A 22,693-nucleotide genomic window follows, 5' to 3' on the forward strand; every position below is an offset into this window, starting at 1 on the left:
TCAGAGCAAAAACAGGGACGCCAGCACCATGACCAGTCCCGCAAGCGAGACCAGCCAGACCAGCGACCGGACATAGGGAACGCCAAGGGCGTAGAGCGGCGCATAGACCACGCGCCCCCAGAAATAGAGCGCCGTCCCCCACGCCGTCAGGGCGCCGGACGCCCCGATCACATGGGCGATCAGCACCGCGCCGATGAACAGGGGCAGTGTCTCGAACAGATTGGCCTGCGCCCGCTCCAGACGGCCCACCACCGGGCGGGACGGCCCGACCGGCGTATCGCGCGCGCCGGCGTTCCAGGCCAGACCGAACTGCGCCGTCCGACCCAGGGCCGGCGCGAGGATGTGGACCAGCGCCAGGATCAGCGTCAGGGCCAGATAGGTCAGTTCGGTCGTCATGGCCCTATCCCTGTCTGTAGTTCGGCGCCTCTCGCGTGATCATCACGTCATGGACATGGCTTTCGCGCAGGCCGGCGCCGGTGATGCGCACGAAGCGCGCGCGGTCCTGGAAGTCCCGGATCGTGGCGGCGCCGACATAGCCCATGGAGGCGCGCAGGCCGCCGACCAGCTGGTGCAGCACGGGGCTGATCGGCCCCTTGTACGGCGTCTGGCCCTCGATGCCCTCGGGCACCAGCTTCTCGGACGAGACTTCCTTCTGGAAGTAGCGGTCGGCCGAGCCGCGGGCCATGGCGCCGACGGAGCCCATGCCGCGATACGACTTGTAGGACCGCCCCTGGTACAGGAAGACCTCGCCGGGGCTTTCGTCGGTGCCCGCGAACATCGAGCCCATCATGGCCACATTGGCGCCGGCCGCGATGGCCTTGGCCAGGTCGCCCGAATATTTGATGCCGCCGTCGGCGATGACCGGCGCGCCGGACTCCTTGGCCGCCCGCGCCGCGTCCATCACGGCGGTCAGCTGCGGCACGCCCACGCCGGCGACGATGCGGGTGGTGCAGATGCTGCCCGGGCCGATGCCGACCTTCACCGCATCCGCCCCGGCGTCGATCAGGGCGCGCGTCGCGTCATAGGTGGCCACGTTGCCGGCGATGATCTGGATGCGGTTCGATTCGCGCTTGATCCGCTCCACCACCGCCGCCACCGACGAGGAGTGGCCGTGGGCCGTGTCGATCACCACAACGTCGGCGCCGGCCTCGGCCAGGGCCATCGCGCGCTCGTAACCCGCGTCGCCGACCGTCGAGGCCGCGCCCACCAGCAGGCGGCCCTGCTCGTCCTTGGCGGCGTGGGGGAAGGCCTGGGCCTTCTGGATGTCCTTCATCGTGATCAGGCCGACGGCCCGATAATCCTCGTCCACGACGATGACCCGCTCGATCTTCTTCTCGCGCAGGATGGCGGTCGCCTCTTCACGGCCGGCGCCCTCGCGCACCGTGTACAGCGTCCCGGTCGTCATCAGCTCGGCGGCCTTGCGGTTCGGATCGGTGTCGAAGCGCATGTCGCGGTTGGTCAGCATGCCGACCAGCTTGCCCGACTTGGGGTCCACCACCGGGAAGCCCGAGATCTTCTTGCGCTCGACGATCTCGCGCACCTGGCCCAGCGTCGTGTCCGGCGTCACCGTCACCGGATTGACCACCATGCCGCTTTCGTAGCGCTTGACGGCGCGGACCTCGTCGGCCTGCTCCTCGATGGTCATGTTGCGGTGAAGCACGCCCAGACCGCCGGACTGGGCCATGGCGATGGCCAGGCGGCTTTCCGTGACCGTGTCCATGGCGGACGACAGCAGCGGGATGTTCAGTTTGATGTCGCGCGTCAGCTGGGTCGAGACATCGACCATCGCCGGCATGAACTCGGACGGGCCGGGTTCCAGCAAAACATCGTCGAAGGTCAGTCCTTCGCGTATCTCCATAGGGAGTCTCCGTTTTGCGGGCCGCGTATAACGGGCTGCGGGGGTGAACGGCAAGGCCGGATGTCGCCGCTCGCGATCACGCATTGCGAACGCGCCCGCTCCACCGCGCTCTCGGCGTCCTCTCCGGCTTATCGACGCGATAGAATTTATTGTTTTGCAACCGCTTCGGCCGGACACCATTCTCAGATCATGGTCGGCCTCATCCTGAGCACCGCGCGCAAGCTGGCGCTGAAGATCGCCAGCTACGGCGTCATGCACCTGGTCGTGGCCGTCCTGGTCGCCTTCGCCATCACGCGCGACTGGCGGCTGGCCTTGGCCGTCGGCGTGGTCGAGCCCTTCTTCCAGACCATCGCCTATTCGATCCACGACCGCGTCTGGCACCGGGTCGAGCGGCGCCGGATGGCGTCCGGCATCGAGGAGGCGGCGGAAGCCTTCACCGCCCGCCTCGACATCATGTCGCCCGAGGAGCAGGCCCGCGTTCACGACAATCACGGCTATGGGCCGGACTACGCGCCGGACCACGGCCACTCCCACGCCCTGCCCCGCTCGCTGAAGCAGATCGCGCTAAAGACCGTGACCTATGGCGTGATGCATTTCGCGGTCGCGGTCGCGGTGGCCTTCGCCCTGACCGGCAGCCTGCGCATCGCCCTGGCCATCGGCGTGATCGAACCCCTGGTGCAGACCGTCTTCTTCACCATCCACGACCGCATCTGGTTGCGCATCGAAGCCCGCCGCGCCCGGTCCCGCCCGGCGACAGCCTGAGCCGCTGCGCCCACGCTCACCGTCATTCCGGGGCTGAGCGAAGCCCAGAAGCCGGCGCCCTGACCGCGGTCCGGCTGCGAAGGCATGAAGGGCCGGATGAAAGCCGCCTGGTCCGGGACCGCCTGCCGGACCACCGCCTGGCTCATCGCTTGTTCAGCGCCACCAGGAAGACCTCGGCGCTGTCCTTCCGGCTGGAGGCCGGCTTAACGTATTTCACCGTCTCGAACTCCTCGCGCAGCCGGGTCAGCACCCCGCCCGCGTCGCCGCCCTGGAAGTTCTTGGACACGAAGTTTCCGCCCGGCCGCAGCGTGCGGATGGCGAAGTCGGCCGCGATCTCGATCAGGGCGATGATCTTCAGGTGATCGGTCTGGCGATGCCCCACCGTGTTGTGCGCCATGTCCGACAGCACCAGGTCCGGCGGCCCGCCGATGGCGTCGATCAGCTGCTGGTCCACGCCCGGCTGGGTGAAGTCCGCCTGCAGCAAGGTCGCGCCGGGGATGGGCTCGATCATCAGCAGGTCGACCCCCGCCACCGCCGTCGCGCCCCGGTCCAGGGCCACCTGCACCCAGCCGCCCGGCGCCGCGCCCAGGTCGATCACCCGGCTGCCGCGCCGGATCAGCCGGAACTTGTCGTCGATCTCGATCAGCTTGAAGGCCGCGCGCGAACGCCAGCCCTCGGCGCGGGCCTTCTCCGACCACTTGTCCGACAGCTGTCGCTTGATCCACTGCTGGCTGGACATCGACTTGGTGTCCGCCGTCTTCATCTTCTGGCCCATGCCGCGCCCGGCGGCGGTGCCGCCCGTGGGCGGCCGCACCATCCGGCGGCGCTCCCCGACCTTGGGTTCCTGGGGCTTTTCGTCTTCGCTCATCGTTCCCACATAGCCCCGACCGGCGTTGCGGGCTATGTCCCGCCCGAAATCAACCCAAAGAGGACGTCCGAAATGGCCGACACCCTGACCTTCACCCTGGACACCGGCGACGGCGAAGCCCGCGACGTGGTCATCAAGCTGCGCCCCGACCTGGCCCCCAACCACGTCGCCCGCATCACCGAACTGGCCTCGGAAGGCTTCTACGACGGCGTCGTCTTCCACCGCGTCATCCCCGGCTTCATGGCCCAGGGCGGCGATCCGACCGGCACCGGCACCTCCGGCTCGTCCAAGCCGAACCTGAAGCAGGAATTCTCGGCCGAGCCGCACGTGCGCGGCGTCTGCTCCATGGCCCGCACCTCGGACCCGAACAGCGCCAACTCGCAGTTCTTCATCTGCTTCGACGACGCCACCTTCCTGGACCGCCAGTACACCGTCTGGGGCCAGGTCGAATCCGGCATGGAGCACATCGACGCCCTGCCCAAGGGCGAACCGCCCCGCAACCCGGGCAAGATCGTCAAGGCGACGGTCAACTGATCCACGAAAGGCCCGGACCATCGTCCGGGCCTTTTTCGTTCGCCGTTCGGGCGGCCTTGCCAAGCCCGGCGCCCGCCCCATCTCCCGGTTCGGGGCCGAGGACAGGATCGGATTTCAGACGATTCACACCATTCACACGGTGTTTTTCGCGCCGACCGTCTGAAATCACCCTCGATCGGCCGCTTGCCCCGTCGTCGTCGCCGGGGTAGGCGTGGCCGCAGACGCCGATATTCATCAGGCGATGAAAAGAGGGAGAGCGATGGGTAAGATCTACGCCGACGTCACGTCAGCGCTGGAGGGCCTGACCTTCGACGGAATGACCGTCATGTCCGGCGGCTTCGGCCTGTGCGGCATCCCCGAGAACCTGATCGCCGGCCTGAAGGCCTCGGGCGTGAAGGGCCTGACCGTCATCTCCAACAATGCGGGCGTCGACGGCTTCGGCCTGGGCCAGCTGCTGGAGACCCGCCAGATCGCCAAGATGATCTCGTCCTACGTCGGCGAGAACAAGGAGTTCGAGCGCCAGTATCTCGCCGGCGAGCTCCAGCTCGAGTTCAACCCCCAGGGCACCCTGGCCGAGCGCATCCGCGCGGGCGGGGCGGGCATCCCGGCCTTCTTCACCGCCACCGGCGTCGGCACCCTGGTCGCCGAGGGCAAGGAGGTCCGCACCTTCGACGGCCGCGACTACGTCATGGAGACGGGCCTGGTCGCCGACCTGTCCATCGTCAAGGCCTGGAAGGCCGACGAGCGCGGCAATCTGGTGTTCCGCAAGACCGCCCGCAACTTCAATCCGATGATGGCCACGGCCGGCAAGGTCACCGTGGTGGAGGTCGAGGAGATCGTCCCCGTCGGCGCGCTCGACCCGGATCACATCCACACCCCCGGGATCTACGTCGACCGCCTGATCCAGACCGTGTCCGAAAAGCGCATCGAACAGCGCACCGTCCGCAAGAAGGAGCCCGGCTCAAGTAGCGAAGCGGTAGCCCAAGGAGGGAATGTCTGATGGCCCGCACCCGCGAACAGCTCGCCGAACGCGCCGCCAAGGAGCTGCAGGACGGCTTTTATGTGAACCTGGGCATCGGCATCCCGACCCTGGTCGCCAACTACATTCCCGAGGGCATGACCGTGACGCTGCAGAGCGAGAACGGCATGCTGGGCATGGGCCCCTTCCCCTATGAGGGCGAAGAGGACCCCGATCTGATCAACGCCGGCAAGCAGACGATCACCGAGATCCCCGAGAGCAGCTATTTCAGCAGCGCCGACAGCTTCGCCATGATCCGCGGCGGCCACATTAACCTGTCGATCCTCGGCGCGATGGAAGTGGCCGAGAACGGCGACATCGCCAACTGGATGATCCCCGGCAAGCTGGTGAAGGGCATGGGCGGCGCCATGGACCTGGTCGCCGGCGTCAAGCGGGTGGTGGTCGTGATGGACCACGCCAACAAGCACGGCCAGTCCAAGGTGCTGAAGAGCTGCACCCTTCCCCTGACCGGCACGGGCGTGGTCAGCCGTATCATCACCGACCTGTGCGTCTTCGACGTCAAGCCTGACGGATCGGGCCTTGAACTGGTCGAGCTGGCCGATGGCGTGAGCCTGGACGAGGTCGCGGCCAAGACCGAGGCGACCTACACCGTCGCCGCGGGCCTGGCCTAGGTCCGGCCGTTACCGCGCCGCGGCCAGCGGCGCGGGCGCGGACCGGATCGTCCAGTCGACCAGCTGGGTGTTGATGTCGCGCGTGGCCATGTCGAACGCTTCGACGATGGCGGAGACGCGATTGTCGGCCGCCGGCTGGGAGACGGTGAAGACCCGCTCCACCGTGCGTCCGTCCTCGGGGCGGATCGGGCCGGCGCCGCGTTCGCGCTCGGGCGTGTTGCGCAGCTGGGCGCGGGCGGTGATGACCACGGTCGGCGCAGCCTCCGGGCCCTGTAGATAGCGGGCCTCGAAGCTGGACACCGTCACCCGCAGCACCAGCGGCGTCGTGCCCGGCTCGCGGCGGTCGAGCACCCGCACCTGGTCCGGCCGGGCGGCGAAGGCGGCCATCAGGCTGTCATCGAACAGGGTCTCGGCCGGCGAGACCCAGCGCGCCCCGCCGATGTAGGCGGTCTGAGTGCCGGTCACGCCCAGGATCCGGTCGTCCTTGGTCGCGTCAGGGAACTCGATCCGGCGGATGGAGACCAGAACCGGCGCCGGCCGCTCCCCGGCCTGGGCGGGCGTGTCCATCACCGCGCCGAACCGGTAGAGCTGCACCGGATCCGGCGTCGACAGCAGTGAGCAGCCGCTCAGCGCCAGGGCGGCGGCCGCGGCCGCGCCGATCTTCAAAGCCGAACCGATCACGGTTGAACCTCCAGTTCCTTGGATTGCGGGCGCCCGATGAAGTCGCGCGGGCTGGCCCGAACGTCGTCGATCAGCGACTGCAGAGAGCGCGTGGCGTCCTGCAGCTCCTCGATCGTGCGGCTGAGCTGCGGCAGGCTGGATGTCGCGAAGCTGTCCAGCGGCTGCTCCAGCCCGGTGATCGAGCGATTGGCCGAGGCGATGGCCTGACGGGCCTCGGCCGTCGCCTGATTGATGTTGGCGATGGCCTCGCGGCCGTCGGTGTTGATCACCTGACGCGCATCGGCGGCCAGGCCCTGATACTCCTGGATCGCCCTGTTGGCGTTGGTGACGGCTTCCTCCATCTGCTGGAACATGGCCTTGCGCGCCTCCAGCTCGGTGGTCAGCGACTCGACGTTCTTCACGCTGGTCGAGAAGCTGCGGATGTTGTCGTCCGACATGACCCGGTTGATGCGGTTCAGCGCATCGACCGTTTGGGCCAGCACGGCGCCCGAACCGCTCAGCAGTTCGGCGATGGGCGAAGGCTGGCTCTGGATCACGGGCACCACATTGTCAGGGTACTGCCCCTTCAGCAGGGCGCTGTCTGCGGCGCCAGCCGTGATCTGGATATAGTTCAGGCCGGTGATGCCCTGCGGCTCCAGCTGCGCGCGCGAGGTCACGCGCACCGGCGTCTCGCCGTCGATCCGCACGCGGGCGACGACCTGGTCGCCGCGCTTCTGGTCGATGTTGAGGTCGGTCACCTCGCCGACGCGGATGCCGTTGAAATGCACCTCGCCCCCTTCCGACAGACCGTTGACGGGCCCGTAGAAGACGATGTCGTACAGATCGTAGTCGTTGGCGAACTGCAACCGGGCCAGCCAGATGGTGAACACCGCCAGCGCCGCCAGCAGGGCGACGGTGGCGATGCCGACCGCGGCGTAGTGTGCGTCTCTCTCCATGGTTTCCGCTCTCCTCAGGCGGCCTTGGTGGCGGCGCGACCGCGCGGCCCCAGGAAGTATTCCTTGATCCACGGATGGTCGGAGCGCTCCAGCTCCTGCACCGTGGCCTTTTCCACGACCCGCTTGTCCGCCAGCACCGCGACCTTGTCGCAGATGGCGTAAAGGCTATCGAGATCGTGCGTGATCATGAAGACGGACAGACCCAGGTCGTCCGACAGATTGCGGATCAGCTCGTCAAACGCGGCCGCCCCGATCGGGTCAAGGCCCGCCGTCGGCTCGTCCAGGAAGAGCAGTTCGGGATCCAGGGCCAGGGCCCGCGCCAGGCCGACGCGCTTCCTCATCCCGCCCGACAGCTCGGCCGGCTTCAGATAGTGCGATTCCGGCTGCAGCCCGACCATGGCGATCTTCAGCTCGGCCAGTTCGTAGATCGTCTGCTTGGGCAGCTTGGTGTGCTCCACCAGCGGCGAGGCGACGTTCTCCAGCACGCTGAGCGACGAGAAGAGCGCGCCCTGCTGGAACAGGACGCCGGTGCGCCGCTCGATGTCGGCAGCGGCGTCGTTGCTGAGATCAGACCGGTCGTGGCCCAGCAGACGAATGGTCCCGCCCTCTGGCTCCTTCAGGCCGATGATGGTGTTCAGGAGCACCGTCTTGCCGGTGCCGGAGCCGCCAACCACGCCCAACACCTCGCCCCGCTGAAGGTCCAGGTCCAGGTTCTCATGGATCGTCCGGTCGCCGAACTGGCTCAGCAGGCCCCGCACTTCGATCAGATTGTCCGGCGCGCCGTCGGCGGGCCGTTCGTCAGGGCCGGTCATATGTCCAGCTCCAGAAAGATCAGCGCGAAGACCGCGTCCAGGAAGATGATGGCGAAGATGGCCTGAACCACCGCCGAGGTCACCCGACGGCCCAGGCTTTCCACGTCGCCGGCCACGGACATGCCCTGGCGGCAGCCGATGGCGGCGATGACCAGGGCGAAGACCGGCGCCTTCACCAGGCCGACCATCATGTGCTGGGCCATGGTCCCATCCTCGACCAGCCGCTGGAAGAAGAAGGCGGGGCCAAGGTTCAGGGAGGTCCAGCAGACGATCAGGCCGCCGAACAGGCCGCCGAGCATGCCCAGGAAGGTCAGGAGCGGCAGCATGACGACCAGCGCCGCCAGGCGCGGCACGACCAGCGCCTGGAACGGATTGACCCCCATGACCTGCATGGCGTCCACCTCCTGGTTCATCCGCATCGAGCCGATTTCCGCCGCGAACGATGAGGCCGAACGCCCGGCCAGCAGGACGGCCGCGATCACCACGGCGAACTCGCGGAACATGGCCACGCCGATCAGCTGGACCGCGAAGACCTGGGCGCCGAAGTCGGTCAGCAGATCCACACCGATGAAGGCCACGACCGCGCCGATGAAGAAGTTGGTGATCATGACGATCGGAATGGCGTCCAGACCCGCCCGCTCCGCCTGGCTGATCCAGGCCGGCCAGCGGATGCCGCCGGGATGCCGGGCGGCCTCGACCACCGCCGTCATCAGCCGACCCAGGAAGGCAAGCGACAGCATCGCCTCGCCGCCGAAGTCATAGACGCCGCGGCCGATCTTGGCGAACGAGCGCGTCAGCATGTCCTGGCGCTTGGGGGGCGCCGCACTCTTGCGCTCCAGCGTCTCGATCATCTGGTAGATGCGGCCGGCCTCTGGGCGATCCTTCCATGCCGCCTCGGGCACGCCGCCGCCAGAGGCCTGCACCAACGCCAGGGCGCCGGCCGTGTCGAAACGGCCAAGGCCGGAGGTGTCAACGCCCTCTATGCGCCGCCCGCCCAGGTCCCGCTCCAGCCTCTGCGGCAAACGGCCGAGCCCGGTCGTGGTCCAGTCGCCCGTCAAGCGCAGGGACGCGCCGTCCGCCGCATCCTGGATTTCATAATCCGCCTGGCTCATCGGTCCCCGTATCGGCAAGCAACGGCCGGGGCCGCTCCCCGGCCTTCGGGCAAAGCCGAAATCGCAACTCGGCTAATGGTCAAGCCCGCGCGTGAAGTCAACGTGCGATGACATTCACCCCCCGGCTGAATCGCTCTTCGAGTGGAACCTGTGGCCCCCATGCGTCCGTCCCCTAACCGCTACGCTGGCGGCGGGGTTCAAACGCGGTCGCGCGGGTTTCGTTCGCCTTCAGGCCAGATGACGACGTACGACCCGCAGATCGTCAATGAAATGCGCCCGCGCCTCGGCCTTGGCGGCGGCGTCGGGCAGGCGCAGCAGATAGGAGGGGTGGACCGTCAGAACCGCCACGCTGTCGTCAGCAAGATCGATAAGCCGTCCACGCTCCTTGATCACCGCCGGCTTGCGGCCCAGCACCGCTAGCCCTGCCGTCGCGCCCAGCGCCACGACCACCTTCGGCCGGATCAGCCGGCGCTCGGCGTCCAGCCACCAGCGGCAGGCCTGGACCTCTCCGGCGTTCGGCGTCTTGTGCAGCCGGCGCTTGCCGCGTGGTTCGTGCTTGAAGTGCTTGACGGCGTTGGTGACATAGACGTCGGACCGATCGATGCCCGCCTCGGCCAGCGCGGCGTCGAGCACCTGGCCCGCCGGTCCGACGAAGGGGCGACCCGCCAGATCCTCCTGATCGCCGGGCTGCTCGCCCACGATCATCAACCGCGCGGATTTGGGCCCCTCGCCACAGACCCCTTGAGTCGCATCGCGATAGAGGGGGCAGCGCCGGCATACCTGAACGCCGCGCGCGATCTCCGTCAGGCTGTCGGGCACGGCGTCGTCGGCCGGCCGATCCACGTGCAGGTCGCGCGCGACCGCGCGGGCGAAACGGGTGTTGGGTTGGGGTGCGGGCGTGGCGACCATGGTCTCAGTTCGAACCTGCGAGGCGGCCACCAGTTCCGGGATCAAGGCCGCCTCCGGAAGGTTCTTCCAGTATCCCTTGGCCATCTCGCCCTGCATCGTCTTCACCTTCAGCCGCGCCGGGTTGAAGGTGGAGGCGTAATAGGTCTTCCAGAACGCCTCGATCTCGTCCTCCGCCGGCGCCATGTCCCGCGTGGCCGGCGGACCGAGCCGCAACGTCTCGCCGTCCCAGAACGCCGAGCCGTCCGGCGTCAGTATCGACCAGCGCATCGTCGTGAACCGCCGCTGGAAGAAGGGCGCGGTCTTCTCCAGCACGCGGTGCGGCGGCTCGAACCAGGCGACCCAAGCCTCGCCCCGGTCGTCCTGCACCTGCCGGAAGCGGACGAAGGCCTTCATCTTGTGCGACGCACGGCTGACGTTCTTGGCCCGCTCAAGGGCGTCGGCGACATCGCGATCCGAGATCACCTTCATCAGGTTCGGTTCGTCCGCCAGCCGCCACAGCAGCCGATAGAGCAGGTCGAACCGATCGGTCGAGCGATGCAGCACGACCTCGCGCGCCAGATCCACGAAGGCGGCGGGCACAGAGAACTCGCCAGCCCCGCGCGCCGCGTGCGGGCGGGCCGGCTGCGGGTCCAGACCGTCGAACAGTCCGCCCTGCCCGGACGAGGCGGCCCCGGCCACCACGAACCGCGCCGTCGCCGGCTCGATCCCCGCCGCCCGCATCGCGCGCGCCGCCTTCCTCCATCCGTCGAAATCCGTTTCCGACGCCAGCACCGCCGCTTCCATCAGAACAGGCTCAGCTGCTCGGGCGCCTGCGGCGTCACGCGCGCCTTCAGGTCCGCCGCATCGGTAAGGCCGCCGGGCGTCCAGTCCAGGGCGGTGATGAAGGGCCGCACCTTGGCCACCGAGCGCGTCAGCCGCCCCACGTCCTCGAGCCGCAGGGTCCGGTAGCGGCGCACCGAAATGATCCGGTCCACCGCCTTCACTCCCAAACCCGGAACGCGCAGCAGCATCTCGCGCGGGGCGCGGTTCACGTCGACCGGAAAGCGGTCGCGCGCATTCAGCGCCCAGGCCAGCTTGGGATCGATCGCCAGATCCAGCATGCCTCCGCTGGCCCCTTCCCCGATCTCCGGCGCGGAGAAGCCGTAGAACCGCATCAGCCAGTCGGCCTGATACAGCCGATGCTCCCGCATCAGCGGCGGCTTCGACAGCGGCAGGGCCGAACTGGAATCGGGTATGGGGCTGAAGGCGGAATAATAGACCCGCCTCAGCCCATAGCCGCCATACAAGGAGGCGCTGCGGTCCAGGATCTCGGTGTCCGGCGCCCCGTCCGCACCGACGATCAGCTGGGTGCTCTGGCCGCCCGGCGCGAAGCGGGGCGGCTTGACCCGGTCGCGCTTGCCCGGCCTGGCGGCCTCGACCCCGAGCCGCACCTGCCCCATCGCCTTCTTGATGACGCCAACGTCCTTCTGCGGCGCCAGACGGGCCAGCGCCTCGTCGCGCGGCAATTCGATGTTGGCCGACAGCCGATCGGCGTACAGGCCCGCCATCTCCACCAGCTTCGGATCGGCCTCGGGGATCAACTTCAGATGGATATAGCCGCGGAAGTCGTGCACCTCCCGCAACGTCTTGGCCACCAGGACCAGCTGCTCCATCGTATAGTCGCTGTTGCGGATGACGCCGGACGACAGGAACAACCCCTCGATGTAGTTCCGCCGATAGAAGTTCAGCGTCAGGTCCACCACCTCGTCGGCGGTGAAGCGCGCCCGCTCCACGTTCGACGACGCCCGGTTGATGCAGTAGGCGCAGTCGTAGATGCAGAAGTTGGTCAGCAGGATTTTGAGCAGGCTGACGCAGCGGCCGTCCGGCGTATAGGCGTGGCAGATGCCCATGCCTTCGGTCGAACCGATCCCCTTGCCCCCGACCGAGTCCCGCTTCGAGGTGCCGGACGAGGAGCAGGAGGCGTCGTATTTCGCCGCATCGGCAAGAACGGACAACTTGTGTCGAAGATCGAGACGCGCCATTCGTTCATGATACGTTCCAACCTTGATCAGCGTCCAGCGTGGCCGTTGTCTTTTTCCGTCAGGGACTTACGGATTAGCGGAGCAGGTCCAGCAGGGATGTCGACCGCAGCGAGTTGATCACCTGCGCCGAGGCCTCGATCGCCACCTGCGCCAGTTGAAGGTCGGTGATCGCCCGCGCGGGATCGTAGCCGGTCTTGTCGAGCATCAGCTTGTCCAGCGAGGTCTGCTGGCCTTCGTGCGCGTTCAGCGTCTCCTCGACATGGTTCTGCATCAGGCCGTTCCTGGCCGTCTCGTTGGTGACGCCCTTGTTGGCCGCGTCCAGCTGCTTCATTTGCTCGGTCAGGAAGGCCTGCACGGCCGCCGTCGGCTGCCCGGTCAGGGTCCCTGCGCCGGCCGGCGTGTAGGTCACGCCGTCGATCACCACCGGCGTGCCTTCCTGATAGGCCTGGATGTTGCGGAAGATCGTCGTCAGGTCGCCGCCCAGCTCATTGGCCAGGAAGCCGGTCTCCAGGGTGGTGTTCTCGTCGATCCGCGACTTGTGCTTCAGCGTGTCGTTGACGAAGACGTCGTCCACAGTCGGCGCCGCCGTCAGGTCGGCCATCGACTTGGCTGTGGCCGGCGCGGTGTCGGTCTGGCCGCCGGCGAACAGGTATTGCCCCTGGAACGACCCGTTCAGCCCAGACTGCAAGGTCTGGAACTGCAGGCCCAGCTCGGTCATCAGACTGTCCAGCTTGCCCGCCGACATGGCGTTGGCGATCGCCTCCCGCGCGCCGTTCCCGCCGGCGTAAACCTGGCTCATGGCCAGGTCCTGCGCGTCCAGACGGCTGGCGGCGGACTTTCCCGCCTCCACGAAGCCGGCCAGCCGCGTCTGGGTGGACTTCAGCGACGTGATCGACTCCGACTGCCGGCCGTAGCCGGCCATGTCGGTCGCGATGCGGCCGCTGTCGATGCGCTCCTGCGCCTGCTGGGCCCGGCTCTGGGCGCTCATCAGGTCGAGCAGGGCCGACTGATAGTTCGAAAAGGTGGCGACGCGGGTCATCTCAGCATCCCGATCAGGGTGTCGTACATGTCGCTGGCCGCCTGGATCAGACGGGCCGAGGCGTTATAGGCCTGCTGGAAGGTGGTCATGTTGACCAGCTCCTCGTCCAGGTTGACGCCCTCCTTGGCCTGGCGGCGGTTGTTGGCTTCCTCCAGCACGGCCGAAGCGGTTTCGGAGCGGCTCTTGGCGGCCGCCGCGCGACCGCCGATGTCGCCGGCGAAGTCGGCCGCATAGCCGGACAGGGTCTTGGAGCCCGCCGCCGCCCCGCCCGCCGCCGAAAAGCTCACCGCGCGCTTGCCGATATCCGACAGGGCCAGGCCGCCGCTGCCGTCCGCCCCGCTGAGCGCGGGCGTTCCCGCCGCCGCCGACACGTTCAGCCGCGCCAGCGCCAGCTTCGCCGGGTCGCTCTGGATGTCCTGGCGAACCGAGAAGGCTTCCGCTCGCGTCGCCCGCTCGCCGGCGCCGAGCCCGAACAGCTCGGACATCGACACCCCTGACGGGACCTGGGTGGTGGTGTCGCGCACCACCGACATCGTCGGACCGGCGCTGTCGTAGGACCTGAAGGTCAGCGCGCCCGAAGCATCCAGGCTGAAGGCGCCGTAGCGGCCGACGCCGGTGACGGGGTTGTTCAGCGCGGTCAGCAGCTCGGCCATCGTCCCGGTCCCGCCCGGCGTCACCACTTCGATGTCGCGGACCCGCGCGCCGTCGTCTCCGGTGAAGCGGAAGGTCAGGCTTTCGCCCGCCGGGAAGCCATGCTGCGCGCCGAGGGTCAGCCCGGTGTCGTATGACGAAGGCGTGTCGCTGACGACCAGGTCGTTCAGACCGAACCAGTGCGAGAAACCCTTGCCGTTCTTGTCGCTGGGCGTGGTCGCATCGTCGGCGATGGCCAGGCCGTTTCCAGCCGCGGCCTCCAGCGTCAGCACCCCGTTGGAGAAGCTGGCCGTCGCCACGCCGGCCAGCTGTGCATTCAGTTCGGCCAGAGTGGTGGGGGGATTGACGTTGAAGTCGATCACGGCCGAGCCCGCGACCACGCCCGCATTGTCCACGGCCGCGACGGTGACGACGCCGGTGAAGCCCGCCAGCGCCGTTTCCAGCGACTGGCCGGTGTTGCGGCCCGTGAGCGTCGTCGGCGGCGGCATGCTGGCGCTGGCGTTGTGGGCGCGGTTCAGTTCGTCGGCGATCTTCGCGGTCAGTTCGGCCAGACGTTCGGCCGCCGCAGGCGCATCCTTGTCGCGCAGTTCGACCAGGCCCTTGATCTGCCCCGAGCCGACGCCTTCCAGCGCCAGAGAGCGCGAGCCGCTAGGCTCGGTCAACCAGACGTCGTTGAAGCTGGTCGTGGCCCCGACCGTGCCGGCGGGCGCATAGGACAGGGTCGCATGCCCCTCCCCCACCAGGGTGGCGCCGGTGTTGGAGCGTATGGTGACGCCGCCGTTCGACCGCGCCTCCACCTTGACGTCCATCAGTTCCGACAGCTGGTTGATCAGGTTCAGCTGGGCGTTCTGGGCGCCGGTCGTGTCCTGGCCGGTGGCCGAGGCGGTGGCGATGGTCTTGTTCAGCTTGTCGATCTGCTCCAGCAGCGGATTGACCGCCTGGACGGCGCTAGCCAGCCGGCTGTCCGCCTCCTGGCGCAACGACTGGATGCGCTGCGAGATCGACTTGGCCTCGTTGAACAGCGCCTGTGTCTTGTAGACGGCGTCCTGACGCGCCGTCGAGGACGCCGGCGTCTCGGCCAGGGAGGCGAAGTTCGCGAACAACGCATCGATGTCGCCGAACAGGCCGCCGTCGCCGCTGGGATCGCCGAACGCCGTCTGGATCTGGTCGTACATCTCGTTGCGGACCGCGTAGCGCGCCGAGTCCGCGCTGGCGCTCATGCTCGCCGCCTGCAGGAAGCGGTCGGTGGACAGGCGCACTCGGGCGACATCCACGCCCGCGCCTCCGCCGCCGGTGACCAGCGCCGACTGATCGACCACCTTGCGGACGTATCCGGGCGTGTTGACGTTCGAGATGTTGTCGGAAACGACGCGCAGCTGGGTCTGGGCGGTCTGCAGCCCGGACACGCCGATGTTCATGATCGAGTTCAGCGACATGGGCGGATCTCCCCGCGCGCGCCGACGTCGCTCGGCAAGCCTTGCCCGCCCACGCGCAGTTCTTGCCTGTCGGGTCGCCGTGGCGTGCGCCGCAAGGCCTTGAATTCCAACGATGTGCGACTCGAGAGCGCGTTCATGACCTGCGACGACGCAAGGGACGAGCCAAGCGACGCCGCCGCATTCGCCGCTGCCGTCCGCCGGTCCGCCCTTGCTCGGCAAATTACGGCGCAATGCGGCAAGAAACGTCCTTCCAGACAGGGAGGCCGCACTCAGCCCTGAAAACAACCGTCTGTTTTCGTTTGATATTCTCAGGCCAGCCGGCTTGGCCCGGCGCTTGCGATGCGAGCGGCGAACATTCAGGCGCAGCAGGCGCCGCCCCTTTTTCAGAAAGCGCCTGCGCCCGCATGCCCTCCGCCGCCGCCCTCATCGCTCCTGTTCCGGCTTCCGCCGGCGCCGGCGCCTCCACGCCGGGCGGCGTCCAAGACGCCGCCGAGGCCTTCGCCCTGGCGATGGCCGGGGTCGCGGAGTCCTCGGGTCGTCGCGACCTCGCGGGCGAGGGCAAAGCCGCCACGGCGGACGGCGCCGCAAAGCCGGGCCGTCTGACCGGACGCCTCGCGACACACCTGGCTGAGACGACGCAATGGGCTGAGACGATGACGCCGGCCGTCGTCGCCGCGCCTGTAACGATCGTCCCCACGCCCGAGATTGTCGAGGCGACCGAGAGCGCTTCCAGGGAGGCCGACGCCCCGGCATCGGAATCCGCCACGGCGGCGGATTCGCCGGTCGAGACGCCGGCTCCGGTCGTCGGCCTGGAAACCCCGGCCATCGTGGCGGCGCCGCCCCCGTCTGCGGCCATCGAAGGCGGCGTGACGATTGAGGAGGCGCCCGCCGCACCGCCGTCTCCGTCCACCGTTGCGACCCAAGGCCAGGCCCCTGGGGAGCCGATCGTGAGCGATCGCGCCATGCAGGCGCTGACCAATGAAGCCAGCGAGGCTTCCATGCGCGTCGGTGCTGGGAAAGCCGTCGACGCAGCCCCTGCTCCCTCGACGCCCAGCACGTTCACAAAGGACGTTCCGTCCCGTGCTGAAGCCGCAGCGCCTTCGACACTGATCCAGGACAAGCCCAAGGCGCAGGCCGCGCCGCAGCAGGCCGCCGCCGAACCCGTCGTCAAGGCGGTCGCCGCATCCGTCTCCGCCACGCGCGAACTCGCCCCGGCGCCGGCAGCGGCCGACGCCTTGCCTGCGCCTGTCAGCTCCGACGACGCCCAGGCCGTGAGGGCGACGCTTTCTGTCGCGACCGACGCCGAAGACCAGTCTCCGAGCCCGGCCCCGAAGGTCGAGGTCGGCGCGCCCGGCGTCCTGGCGTCGCGGGCGGCCGAGGCGGCCGATGACACCGCCTCCGCCTCCCCTGTGACGAACGTCGACGCGGAGCCGATCCCGGTCGCCGCCGACAAGCCCGCGCCTTCCCCGGCTCCGTCGGTCCAGATCGCCGCCGTCCTGCAGCGACCGGCGGCGCCGTCCGTTCCCGGCCAGGTCTTGGCCACTGCGGCTGTCACGGCCCAGGCGGCCATGGACAGCGACGAGGCGTATGTCGCCTCTGACTCGCCGGCCGCCGCCGAGCCGGACGGCGTCGCCTCGACCGACGCCCAGCCGGCTGCCGGTCCGGTCATCGCCAGGCCCGACGCGCATCCAGAGCCGCTTCGCCCGCTGCGGGATGAGAGCGCGCGCCTCCATGCGCGTCTCGCGGCCGGATCATCCGACGCGTCCGGCGGCGCCGCCAGGACCGAGCCGGTGACGCAGACGGCTCCCACCGTCGCCGCCTCGGGCGCATCCGCGCTGACGGACATCACCCCTTCGGCCGTCACGGCCGACGCCGCGCCTGCGCCGTCCCCGGCGGTTGAGCGCCTGGTCGATCCCCTGCCCGCCTCGGCGGAGCTGTCGCCCGAAACGGCCCGCGCAGCAGAGGCGACCGCCGCCGTCGCCCGGGACCCGCTGGCGTCCAGCCTGTCGCGCGCCACGATCGAGACCACCGCCAACCTGGCCGCCCAGATCGCGCGCAAGCTGGAAGGCCGCTCGACCCGCTTCGACATGGTGCTGACGCCTGAGGATCTGGGGCGCGTCGACGTGACGGTCGAGATCGATTCAGACGGCCAGCTGGCGGCGCGCCTGGCCTTCGACAATCCCGCGGCAGCCGCTGATCTGCGCGGCCGAGCCGACGAGCTGCGGCGGCAACTGCAGGAAGCGGGGTTCCAGGTTTCGAACGAGGCGCTCGACTTCTACCAGCGCGACCCGTCTTCGGGCGGCGGCGCCTTTGACCGCCAGCAACAACGCAACGCCCTGTTCGCCGGCGGCTCCCGCCTGGCCGCCCAGGCCGACCTAGCCGCCGCGCCTCCGCCCGGCGCCTGGACCAACCATGCCACGACGCCCGATCGCGTCGATGTGAGGGTCTGACACCATGCCCACAGCCGTTTCCGCCAATGACGCCGCCGCCCGCCTGAACACCGGCTCCACCGCGCTGTTCGACAACTTCGAGACCTTCCTGACGCTGCTGACGACGCAGCTCCGGAACCAGGACCCGTTGTCGCCGCTGGATTCCAACGAGTTCACCGCCCAGCTGACCCAGATGGCCGGCGTGGAGCAGCAACTGCTGACCAACGACCTGCTGACCAGCCTGGTGGCGGCCCAGGCGGGCGGAGGCCTGGACAGCGCGTCGAACTATATCGGCAAGGAAGTGACCGCCGCCTGGACCGCGACCTCGTTCGAGGACGGCAAGGCGACCTGGTCCTATGAATTGGCCGAGGACGCCAAGAACGTCACCCTGCAGGTCGTGGACAGCAAGGGCGCCGTGGTCTGGGAAGGAGACGCCCCGGACAAGTCCTCCGGCATCCATTCCTTCACCTGGGACGGAAAGCTGAAGGGCGGCGACACGCTGGACCAGGAAGGCGGCGTCTACACCCTGAAGGTCACCGCCACGAACGATACGGGCGCCAAGATCGACAGCCAGGCCCTGATCCAGGGCCGGGTCACCGGCGTCGAGATGTACGACGGCCAGCCCTACCTGGTGATCGGCGATTCCATCCTTCCGCTTTCGACCGTGATCTCGCTGAACGAGATCCGCGCGAACGACGACAACGACGATACGGAGAATCCGGACGTCCCGACCGAGGAGGCGGCCGCATGATGCGCTCCGCCGCCTTTTCGATGACCGTTTCGCTTAAGGAGCGACCCCAATGAGCCTCAACAGCGCCATGCTGGCCGGCGTGTCCGGCCTGACCTCCAACTCCGCTGCACTGGCTGCGATTTCCCAGAACATCGCGAACGTCAACACCGTCGGCTACAAGCGCACCCAGGGCGAGTTCCAGACCCTGGTGAACAGCCAGTCCAAGTCGGGCGGCGGCTACTCCGCCGGCGGCGTCTCGCTGAGCGCCCGCTCCTTCATCAGCCAGGAAGGGCAACTGCAGCGCACCACCGAAAGCACCGATCTGGCGGTGGACGGCCAGGGCTTCTTCGTGGTGACCGACAAGGCCGAAGGCGTCGCCGCCACGGACACCCGCCTGTTCACCCGCGCCGGCGCCTTCCGCGTCGACAACCTGGGCTATCTGAAGAACAGCGCCGGCCTTTATCTGCAAGGATGGCCGGTCGACTCCAACGGCGAGATCTCGACCGACCCGTCGGATCTGTCGCGCCTGCGTTCGATCAACATCGGCTCGGTCGGCGGCACCGCCGAGCCGACCACGCGCGTCCAGATCAACGCCAACCTGCGCTCGACGCAGGAGTTGTCCAGCGCTGCGGCCTCGCAATCGTACAAGGGCGTTGAAGACACCGCCGTCCCGCCGGTGGAACGCGACTTCAGCGTCAACTACGCCCGCCAGGCGGACGGGACCTACAACGTCACGATCAAGTCCGGGATCATCACGATCAAGGGCGTCGCCACCTATGACGCCGCCGGCGCCCTGACCAGCTTCGTCCCGGACAACGCGCTGAGCAGCAACGGAACATCCGCGGTCGCGGGCGGCGACATCACCATCACGCCGACCACCGGCACGCCCCCGCCCGCCGCCTACACGGTTGCGCTCGCCGACCTGGGCATGACGACGGACGGCATCGCCAAGACGAAGTACGACCCGCGGGTCAACTCCATGGCGATGTACAACGCCGACGACGACAACCCCGTCGGCGTTAAGCCCGATTTCAAGATGAACATCCCGGTGTCCGACTCCAAGGGTGGTCAACGCAACCTGGAAATCCGTTTCCTCAAGAGCGAAGAGCCGAACCAGTGGTACGCCGAAATCGTCGCGGTTCCCGCTGACGACGTGGTGACAGGCGCCCCCTACTCGAACGGGCAGATCAAGACGGGCCTGATCGCCTTCACCCCTTCCGGCCGCCTCGATGTCGACACCATGCAGAGCTGGCCGGCGGGCATGGGCCTGTTCGCCGACCCGACCCAGGCGACCCTGACCTTCGAGGAGTCGGACCCGACCAACACGATCGATCCGAACGATCCCCTGGACGATGGCAAGGTGAAGTGGGCGGACGGCCTGGGCATCGCGGCTCAGACGGTGACGCTGGACCTCAACACCTCGGCCGGCGGCCTCAGCCAGCTGAATACGGCCTCGGTGGTGCAATCGACCGTCACCAACGGCACGGCCTTCGGCAACCTCAGCGAAATCACCATCGACGAGAGCGGTTTCGTCACCGCCATCTTCGACAACGGCGTGATGCGCCGCATCGCTCAGGTGGCGGTCGCCACCTTCCCCAGCCCCGACAGCCTCAAGGAAGTGTCCGGCAACGCCTACGCCGTCAGCCTTCAGTCCGGCACCTTCAATCTGAAGGCGGCGGGCACGGGCGGCGCGGGTTTCATCGCCGCCCAGCAGCTGGAAGCCTCCACCGTCGACCTGTCGCAGGAATTCACCAACCTGATCACGACCCAGCGGGCTTATTCCGCCTCGTCCAAGATCATCACCACGGCCGACGAAATGCTGGCCGAGCTGATCAACATCAAACGTTGATCGGCGGGTAAGTAAGCGTTGAACTCCATGAATCGTCGCTCAACCATCGTTGAGAAAGTCGCACGGGAAGGGACGGCGGTTAGTCGTTCCTTCACCACGACGCTTAAACGGCCTTTAGCGGCGCGTGGGTACCTTCACCGGACTACGGTGTTGGTGAAAGAGGCATAAGCCCATGTTGCAAGAGCGACGCCTTAACAGCAAAGGCGAACAATACGTGGTCGGACCCACCGGCACGCCCCTGACCCTCAAAGACCTGCCGCCGTCGAACACGGACCGCTGGGTGATCCGCCGCAAGGCGGAGGTCGTCGCCGCCGTGCGCGGCGGCTTGATCAGCCTGGACGACGCCCTGGCGAAGTATCGCCTGACGGCCGAAGAATTCCTCGCTTGGCAGAAGGCCATCGACAAGTGGGGCATGCAGGGGCTGCGCACGACGCGCATCCAGAGCTATCGCTCCTAGAAGGATCTCCCCGAAGACCGACAAGGGCCGCATCCGGCGACGGATGCGGCCCTTGTTGCGTTCGGGGCCTCGAAATCGCGCCGGATCGGCCCTAAATGGCGGCGATGACCCTGGTCGAAGACATCTGCGCCGTCCCCGACATCGTCCGCACCGACATGGATGCGGCGGTCGAGAGCGCGCGCCGGGCGGTCGGCCTGCCCGTCGGGGCACGCGTGGTGGCCGCCATGTCCGGCGGCGTGGATTCCACCGTCGTCGCGGCCCTGCTGCACAAGGCCGGCTATGACGTCGTGGGCGTGACCCTGCAGCTCTACGATCACGGCGCCGCGCTGAAGAAGAAGGGCGCCTGCTGCGCTGGCCAGGACATTCACGACGCCCGTCTGGCCGCCGAGATGATCGGCATTCCCCACTATGTCCTGGACTACGAAAGCCGGTTCAAGGACGCCGTCATCGACCAGTTCGCAGACAGCTATCTGAAGGGCCAGACGCCGGTCCCCTGCATCCGCTGCAATCAGACCGTGAAGTTCCGCGACCTGCTGGACGTCGCGCGCGACCTGGGGGCCGAGGCCATGGCCACGGGCCATTACGTCCGCCGCGCCGCCGCAGGCAATCGCTCGCAGATGCGCAAGGCGGTCGATCACTCGCGCGACCAGTCCTACTTCCTGTTCGCCACCACTCAGGACCAACTCGACTATCTGCGTTTCCCCCTGGCCGACCTGGAAAAGCCGCAGGTGCGCGGCGTCGCCGCCGAGCTGGGCCTGAGGATCGCCGCCAAGCCGGACAGCCAGGACATCTGCTTCGTGCCGTCAGGCGATTACCGCACCCTGATCGACCGCCTGCGTCCGCAGGGGCGCGAGGCCGGCGAGATCGTGCATATGGACGGCCGCGTTCTGGGCGCCCACGCCGGCATCACCGACTACACCATCGGCCAACGTCGCGGCCTGAACGTCGCGGTGGGCGAGCCCCTGTTCGTGACCAAGCTGGACCCCGAGACGCGCCGCGTCATCGTCGGCCCGCGCGAAGCCCTTTTGACGGCCTCGCTGACGCTGGAAGAAACCAACTGGCTGGGCGACCAGGCCACCATCGCCGAGGCCGCCCAGAGCGGCGCCCCCGTGCTGGCCCGCGTGCGTTCGACGCGTCAGCCCTCCCCTGCTCGTCTGGCCCTGATCGACGGCGCCGTTGCGGTCGTTTTCGACCAGGGCGAGGAAGGCGTCGCTCCCGGCCAGGCCTGCGCGCTCTACGATCCGGCCGACCCCGACCGGGTCCTGGGCGGCGGCTTCATCCGCGACACCAAGGCGGCCGTCGCCTAGCGCCGTGCCTCAAGAAGGCAGGACACATCCGTCGTGCTGTTGTAAAGCCTCCTTAAGTCATCAACCGTCGCGAGGATCCGATGCGCTGGGCCGCCTGCCCTGGGACGATCCGCCACCGACGCCGAGCGGCGCCGCGCCGTCTCGCCCCCCCTGTTTCACGCAGACCGCATCACAAGGCCGATGCTGGCATCACGGCGCAAGACGGTTACCTGGCCTTTCTGGACAAGCATGTGCGGGAATAGGCGGCTTCGGCGCGCGGTCGCTGGACTGCGCCGACGGTCACGCCTCGGCGTAGACCCGCAGCCGATGCCCGTCCGGATCGCGGGCCACGAAGCTTCGGCCGCACGCCAGGTCCATCGGCGGCAGGACGATACGCGCGCCGCGGTCCCACCAGTCCATATGGGTTTCGTCCACCGCGCTCCGGCCGTCCATGCGGAAGGTCACCTCACGTACATTAAGGCCGTCGGGCCGGTCGCGTGACCGTCGCCACAGGCTGAGCGCCCGGCCGGAGCCCAGCAGGAACAGCGCATGGTCCGGCCCGGACTCCAGCGGACGGATCGCCAGAAGACCGGCGTAGAACCGCGCGCTGGCCTCCGGATCGGCCACGTCCAGAAGGATGTCTTCAGCCTCGGTCATCAGCGCCTCCCATCGTT

The 22,693-nt window shown here is 68.2% G+C and carries 22 protein-coding genes; 9 read left to right on the top strand and 13 right to left on the bottom strand.

From position 1 onward, the window contains the following. Together ACE3PU_RS02725 and guaB are read right to left on the bottom strand one after the other, a co-directional pair. Positions 1–396, bottom strand: coding sequence for an MAPEG family protein (locus ACE3PU_RS02725; protein ID WP_374386384.1), 396 nt, complete (start codon positions 394–396; stop codon positions 1–3). A gap of 4 nt (positions 397–400) precedes the next feature. Then, positions 401–1,858, bottom strand: coding sequence for an IMP dehydrogenase (guaB, locus tag ACE3PU_RS02730; protein WP_374386386.1), 1,458 nt, complete (start codon positions 1,856–1,858; stop codon positions 401–403). Positions 1,859–2,047: 189 nt separating this feature from the next. Between guaB and ACE3PU_RS02735 the strand changes: the two genes are divergently transcribed. After that, positions 2,048–2,620, top strand: a complete 573-nt coding sequence (locus ACE3PU_RS02735) for a DUF2061 domain-containing protein (protein WP_374386388.1) — start codon at positions 2,048–2,050, stop codon at positions 2,618–2,620. Positions 2,621–2,762: 142 nt separating this feature from the next. Here the strand turns inward: ACE3PU_RS02735 and ACE3PU_RS02740 are convergent, their stop codons facing one another. After that, the gene (locus ACE3PU_RS02740; RefSeq protein ID WP_374386390.1) at positions 2,763–3,488 is read right to left on the bottom strand and encodes an RlmE family RNA methyltransferase; all 726 of its coding nucleotides are present in this window, start codon (positions 3,486–3,488) and stop codon (positions 2,763–2,765) included. Positions 3,489–3,560: 72 nt separating this feature from the next. Here ACE3PU_RS02740 and ACE3PU_RS02745 point away from each other — a divergent pair, with 72 nt between their 5' ends. Next, on the top strand, positions 3,561–4,022 hold the full coding sequence (locus ACE3PU_RS02745; RefSeq protein WP_374386392.1) for a peptidylprolyl isomerase: 462 nt from the start codon (positions 3,561–3,563) through the stop codon (positions 4,020–4,022). Here ACE3PU_RS02745 and ACE3PU_RS02750 read toward each other — a convergent pair. Next, complete coding sequence (locus ACE3PU_RS02750; RefSeq protein WP_374386394.1) at positions 4,015–4,257, bottom strand: hypothetical protein; 243 nt, start codon at positions 4,255–4,257, stop codon at positions 4,015–4,017. The genes ACE3PU_RS02745 and ACE3PU_RS02750 overlap by 8 nt on opposite strands. 24 nt (positions 4,258–4,281) lie before the next feature. On the opposite strand from ACE3PU_RS02750, the gene ACE3PU_RS02755 reads away from it, so the two are divergent. Both ACE3PU_RS02755 and ACE3PU_RS02760 read left to right on the top strand, forming a co-directional pair. Further along, positions 4,282–5,022 carry a CoA transferase subunit A gene (locus ACE3PU_RS02755; RefSeq protein ID WP_374386396.1) on the top strand — a complete coding sequence of 247 codons (741 nt, stop codon included), beginning with the start codon at positions 4,282–4,284 and terminating at the stop codon, positions 5,020–5,022. Beyond that, entirely contained in the window at positions 5,022–5,672 is a 651-nt protein-coding gene (locus ACE3PU_RS02760) for a 3-oxoacid CoA-transferase subunit B (protein ID WP_374386398.1), read from the top strand. Before ACE3PU_RS02755 ends, ACE3PU_RS02760 begins: the two co-directional genes overlap by 1 nt. Before the next feature lie 9 nt (positions 5,673–5,681). On the opposite strand, the gene ACE3PU_RS02765 is transcribed toward ACE3PU_RS02760, so the two are convergent. From ACE3PU_RS02765 to flgK, 8 genes are all read right to left on the bottom strand, one after another. Beyond that, entirely contained in the window at positions 5,682–6,353 is a 672-nt protein-coding gene (locus ACE3PU_RS02765; protein WP_374386400.1) for an ABC-type transport auxiliary lipoprotein family protein, read from the bottom strand. Beyond that, positions 6,350–7,288 carry an MlaD family protein gene (locus ACE3PU_RS02770; RefSeq protein ID WP_374386402.1) on the bottom strand — a complete coding sequence of 313 codons (939 nt, stop codon included), beginning with the start codon at positions 7,286–7,288 and terminating at the stop codon, positions 6,350–6,352. The genes ACE3PU_RS02765 and ACE3PU_RS02770 overlap by 4 nt, the downstream gene beginning before the upstream one ends. A 14-nt stretch (positions 7,289–7,302) precedes the next feature. Next, positions 7,303–8,100, bottom strand: coding sequence for an ABC transporter ATP-binding protein (locus ACE3PU_RS02775; RefSeq protein ID WP_374386404.1), 798 nt, complete (start codon positions 8,098–8,100; stop codon positions 7,303–7,305). Then, entirely contained in the window at positions 8,097–9,212 is a 1,116-nt protein-coding gene (locus ACE3PU_RS02780; protein WP_374386406.1) for an MlaE family ABC transporter permease, read from the bottom strand. The genes ACE3PU_RS02775 and ACE3PU_RS02780 overlap by 4 nt, the downstream gene beginning before the upstream one ends. 228 nt (positions 9,213–9,440) lie before the next feature. Further along, complete coding sequence (locus ACE3PU_RS02785) at positions 9,441–10,904, bottom strand: UdgX family uracil-DNA binding protein (protein WP_374386408.1); 1,464 nt, start codon at positions 10,902–10,904, stop codon at positions 9,441–9,443. Next, on the bottom strand, positions 10,904–12,142 hold the full coding sequence (locus ACE3PU_RS02790; RefSeq protein ID WP_374386410.1) for a putative DNA modification/repair radical SAM protein: 1,239 nt from the start codon (positions 12,140–12,142) through the stop codon (positions 10,904–10,906). Before ACE3PU_RS02790 ends, ACE3PU_RS02785 begins: the two co-directional genes overlap by 1 nt. Positions 12,143–12,215: 73 nt before the next feature. After that, positions 12,216–13,181, bottom strand: coding sequence for a flagellin (locus ACE3PU_RS02795; RefSeq protein ID WP_374386412.1), 966 nt, complete (start codon positions 13,179–13,181; stop codon positions 12,216–12,218). Beyond that, a complete protein-coding gene (gene flgK, locus ACE3PU_RS02800) occupies positions 13,178–15,268 on the bottom strand; it encodes a flagellar hook-associated protein FlgK (protein ID WP_374386414.1) in 2,091 nt (696 codons plus the stop codon). The genes ACE3PU_RS02795 and flgK overlap by 4 nt, the downstream gene beginning before the upstream one ends. Positions 15,269–15,672: 404 nt before the next feature. Here flgK and ACE3PU_RS02805 point away from each other — a divergent pair, with 404 nt between their 5' ends. From ACE3PU_RS02805 to mnmA, 5 genes are all read left to right on the top strand, one after another. Beyond that, positions 15,673–17,718, top strand: a complete 2,046-nt coding sequence (locus ACE3PU_RS02805) for a flagellar hook-length control protein FliK (RefSeq protein WP_374386416.1) — start codon at positions 15,673–15,675, stop codon at positions 17,716–17,718. 4 nt (positions 17,719–17,722) lie between these two features. Further along, on the top strand, positions 17,723–18,448 hold the full coding sequence (locus ACE3PU_RS02810; RefSeq protein ID WP_374386419.1) for a flagellar hook assembly protein FlgD: 726 nt from the start codon (positions 17,723–17,725) through the stop codon (positions 18,446–18,448). A 49-nt stretch (positions 18,449–18,497) separates the two neighbouring features. Further along, complete coding sequence (flgE, locus tag ACE3PU_RS02815; RefSeq protein ID WP_374386422.1) at positions 18,498–20,276, top strand: flagellar hook protein FlgE; 1,779 nt, start codon at positions 18,498–18,500, stop codon at positions 20,274–20,276. Between the two features lie 172 nt (positions 20,277–20,448). Further along, positions 20,449–20,733: a DUF1153 domain-containing protein gene (locus ACE3PU_RS02820; protein ID WP_201217154.1), complete on the top strand. Its 285-nt coding sequence runs from the start codon at positions 20,449–20,451 to the stop codon at positions 20,731–20,733. 104 nt (positions 20,734–20,837) lie between these two features. Then, on the top strand, positions 20,838–22,040 hold the full coding sequence (gene mnmA / locus ACE3PU_RS02825; RefSeq protein ID WP_374386425.1) for a tRNA 2-thiouridine(34) synthase MnmA: 1,203 nt from the start codon (positions 20,838–20,840) through the stop codon (positions 22,038–22,040). Positions 22,041–22,319: 279 nt separating this feature from the next. Here mnmA and ACE3PU_RS02830 read toward each other — a convergent pair whose 3' ends face one another. Then, complete coding sequence (locus tag ACE3PU_RS02830; RefSeq protein ID WP_374386427.1) at positions 22,320–22,676, bottom strand: VOC family protein; 357 nt, start codon at positions 22,674–22,676, stop codon at positions 22,320–22,322. Positions 22,677–22,693 lie beyond the last annotated feature (17 nt).

This window comes from Brevundimonas sp. (assembly GCF_041911375.1).
Taxonomy (GTDB): Bacteria; Pseudomonadota; Alphaproteobacteria; order Caulobacterales; family Caulobacteraceae; genus Brevundimonas.

Bases quoted from the DNA above. Each gene is read 5' to 3' on its own strand.
- ACE3PU_RS02725 (WP_374386384.1), bottom strand. From the start codon at position 396: ATGACGACCGAACTGACCTATCTGGCCCTGACGCTGATCCTGGCGCTG.
- guaB (WP_374386386.1), bottom strand. From the start codon at position 1,858: ATGGAGATACGCGAAGGACTGACCTTCGACGATGTTTTGCTGGAACCC.
- ACE3PU_RS02735 (WP_374386388.1), top strand. From the start codon at position 2,048: ATGGTCGGCCTCATCCTGAGCACCGCGCGCAAGCTGGCGCTGAAGATC.
- ACE3PU_RS02740 (WP_374386390.1), bottom strand. From the start codon at position 3,488: ATGAGCGAAGACGAAAAGCCCCAGGAACCCAAGGTCGGGGAGCGCCGC.
- ACE3PU_RS02745 (WP_374386392.1), top strand. From the start codon at position 3,561: ATGGCCGACACCCTGACCTTCACCCTGGACACCGGCGACGGCGAAGCC.
- ACE3PU_RS02750 (WP_374386394.1), bottom strand. From the start codon at position 4,257: ATGAATATCGGCGTCTGCGGCCACGCCTACCCCGGCGACGACGACGGG.
- ACE3PU_RS02755 (WP_374386396.1), top strand. From the start codon at position 4,282: ATGGGTAAGATCTACGCCGACGTCACGTCAGCGCTGGAGGGCCTGACC.
- ACE3PU_RS02760 (WP_374386398.1), top strand. From the start codon at position 5,022: ATGGCCCGCACCCGCGAACAGCTCGCCGAACGCGCCGCCAAGGAGCTG.
- ACE3PU_RS02770 (WP_374386402.1), bottom strand. From the start codon at position 7,288: ATGGAGAGAGACGCACACTACGCCGCGGTCGGCATCGCCACCGTCGCC.
- ACE3PU_RS02775 (WP_374386404.1), bottom strand. From the start codon at position 8,100: ATGACCGGCCCTGACGAACGGCCCGCCGACGGCGCGCCGGACAATCTG.
- ACE3PU_RS02780 (WP_374386406.1), bottom strand. From the start codon at position 9,212: ATGAGCCAGGCGGATTATGAAATCCAGGATGCGGCGGACGGCGCGTCC.
- ACE3PU_RS02785 (WP_374386408.1), bottom strand. From the start codon at position 10,904: ATGGAAGCGGCGGTGCTGGCGTCGGAAACGGATTTCGACGGATGGAGG.
- ACE3PU_RS02790 (WP_374386410.1), bottom strand. From the start codon at position 12,142: ATGGCGCGTCTCGATCTTCGACACAAGTTGTCCGTTCTTGCCGATGCG.
- ACE3PU_RS02795 (WP_374386412.1), bottom strand. From the start codon at position 13,181: ATGACCCGCGTCGCCACCTTTTCGAACTATCAGTCGGCCCTGCTCGAC.
- flgK (WP_374386414.1), bottom strand. From the start codon at position 15,268: ATGTCGCTGAACTCGATCATGAACATCGGCGTGTCCGGGCTGCAGACC.
- ACE3PU_RS02805 (WP_374386416.1), top strand. From the start codon at position 15,673: ATGCCCTCCGCCGCCGCCCTCATCGCTCCTGTTCCGGCTTCCGCCGGC.
- ACE3PU_RS02810 (WP_374386419.1), top strand. From the start codon at position 17,723: ATGCCCACAGCCGTTTCCGCCAATGACGCCGCCGCCCGCCTGAACACC.
- flgE (WP_374386422.1), top strand. From the start codon at position 18,498: ATGAGCCTCAACAGCGCCATGCTGGCCGGCGTGTCCGGCCTGACCTCC.
- ACE3PU_RS02820 (WP_201217154.1), top strand. From the start codon at position 20,449: ATGTTGCAAGAGCGACGCCTTAACAGCAAAGGCGAACAATACGTGGTC.
- mnmA (WP_374386425.1), top strand. From the start codon at position 20,838: ATGACCCTGGTCGAAGACATCTGCGCCGTCCCCGACATCGTCCGCACC.
- ACE3PU_RS02830 (WP_374386427.1), bottom strand. From the start codon at position 22,676: ATGACCGAGGCTGAAGACATCCTTCTGGACGTGGCCGATCCGGAGGCC.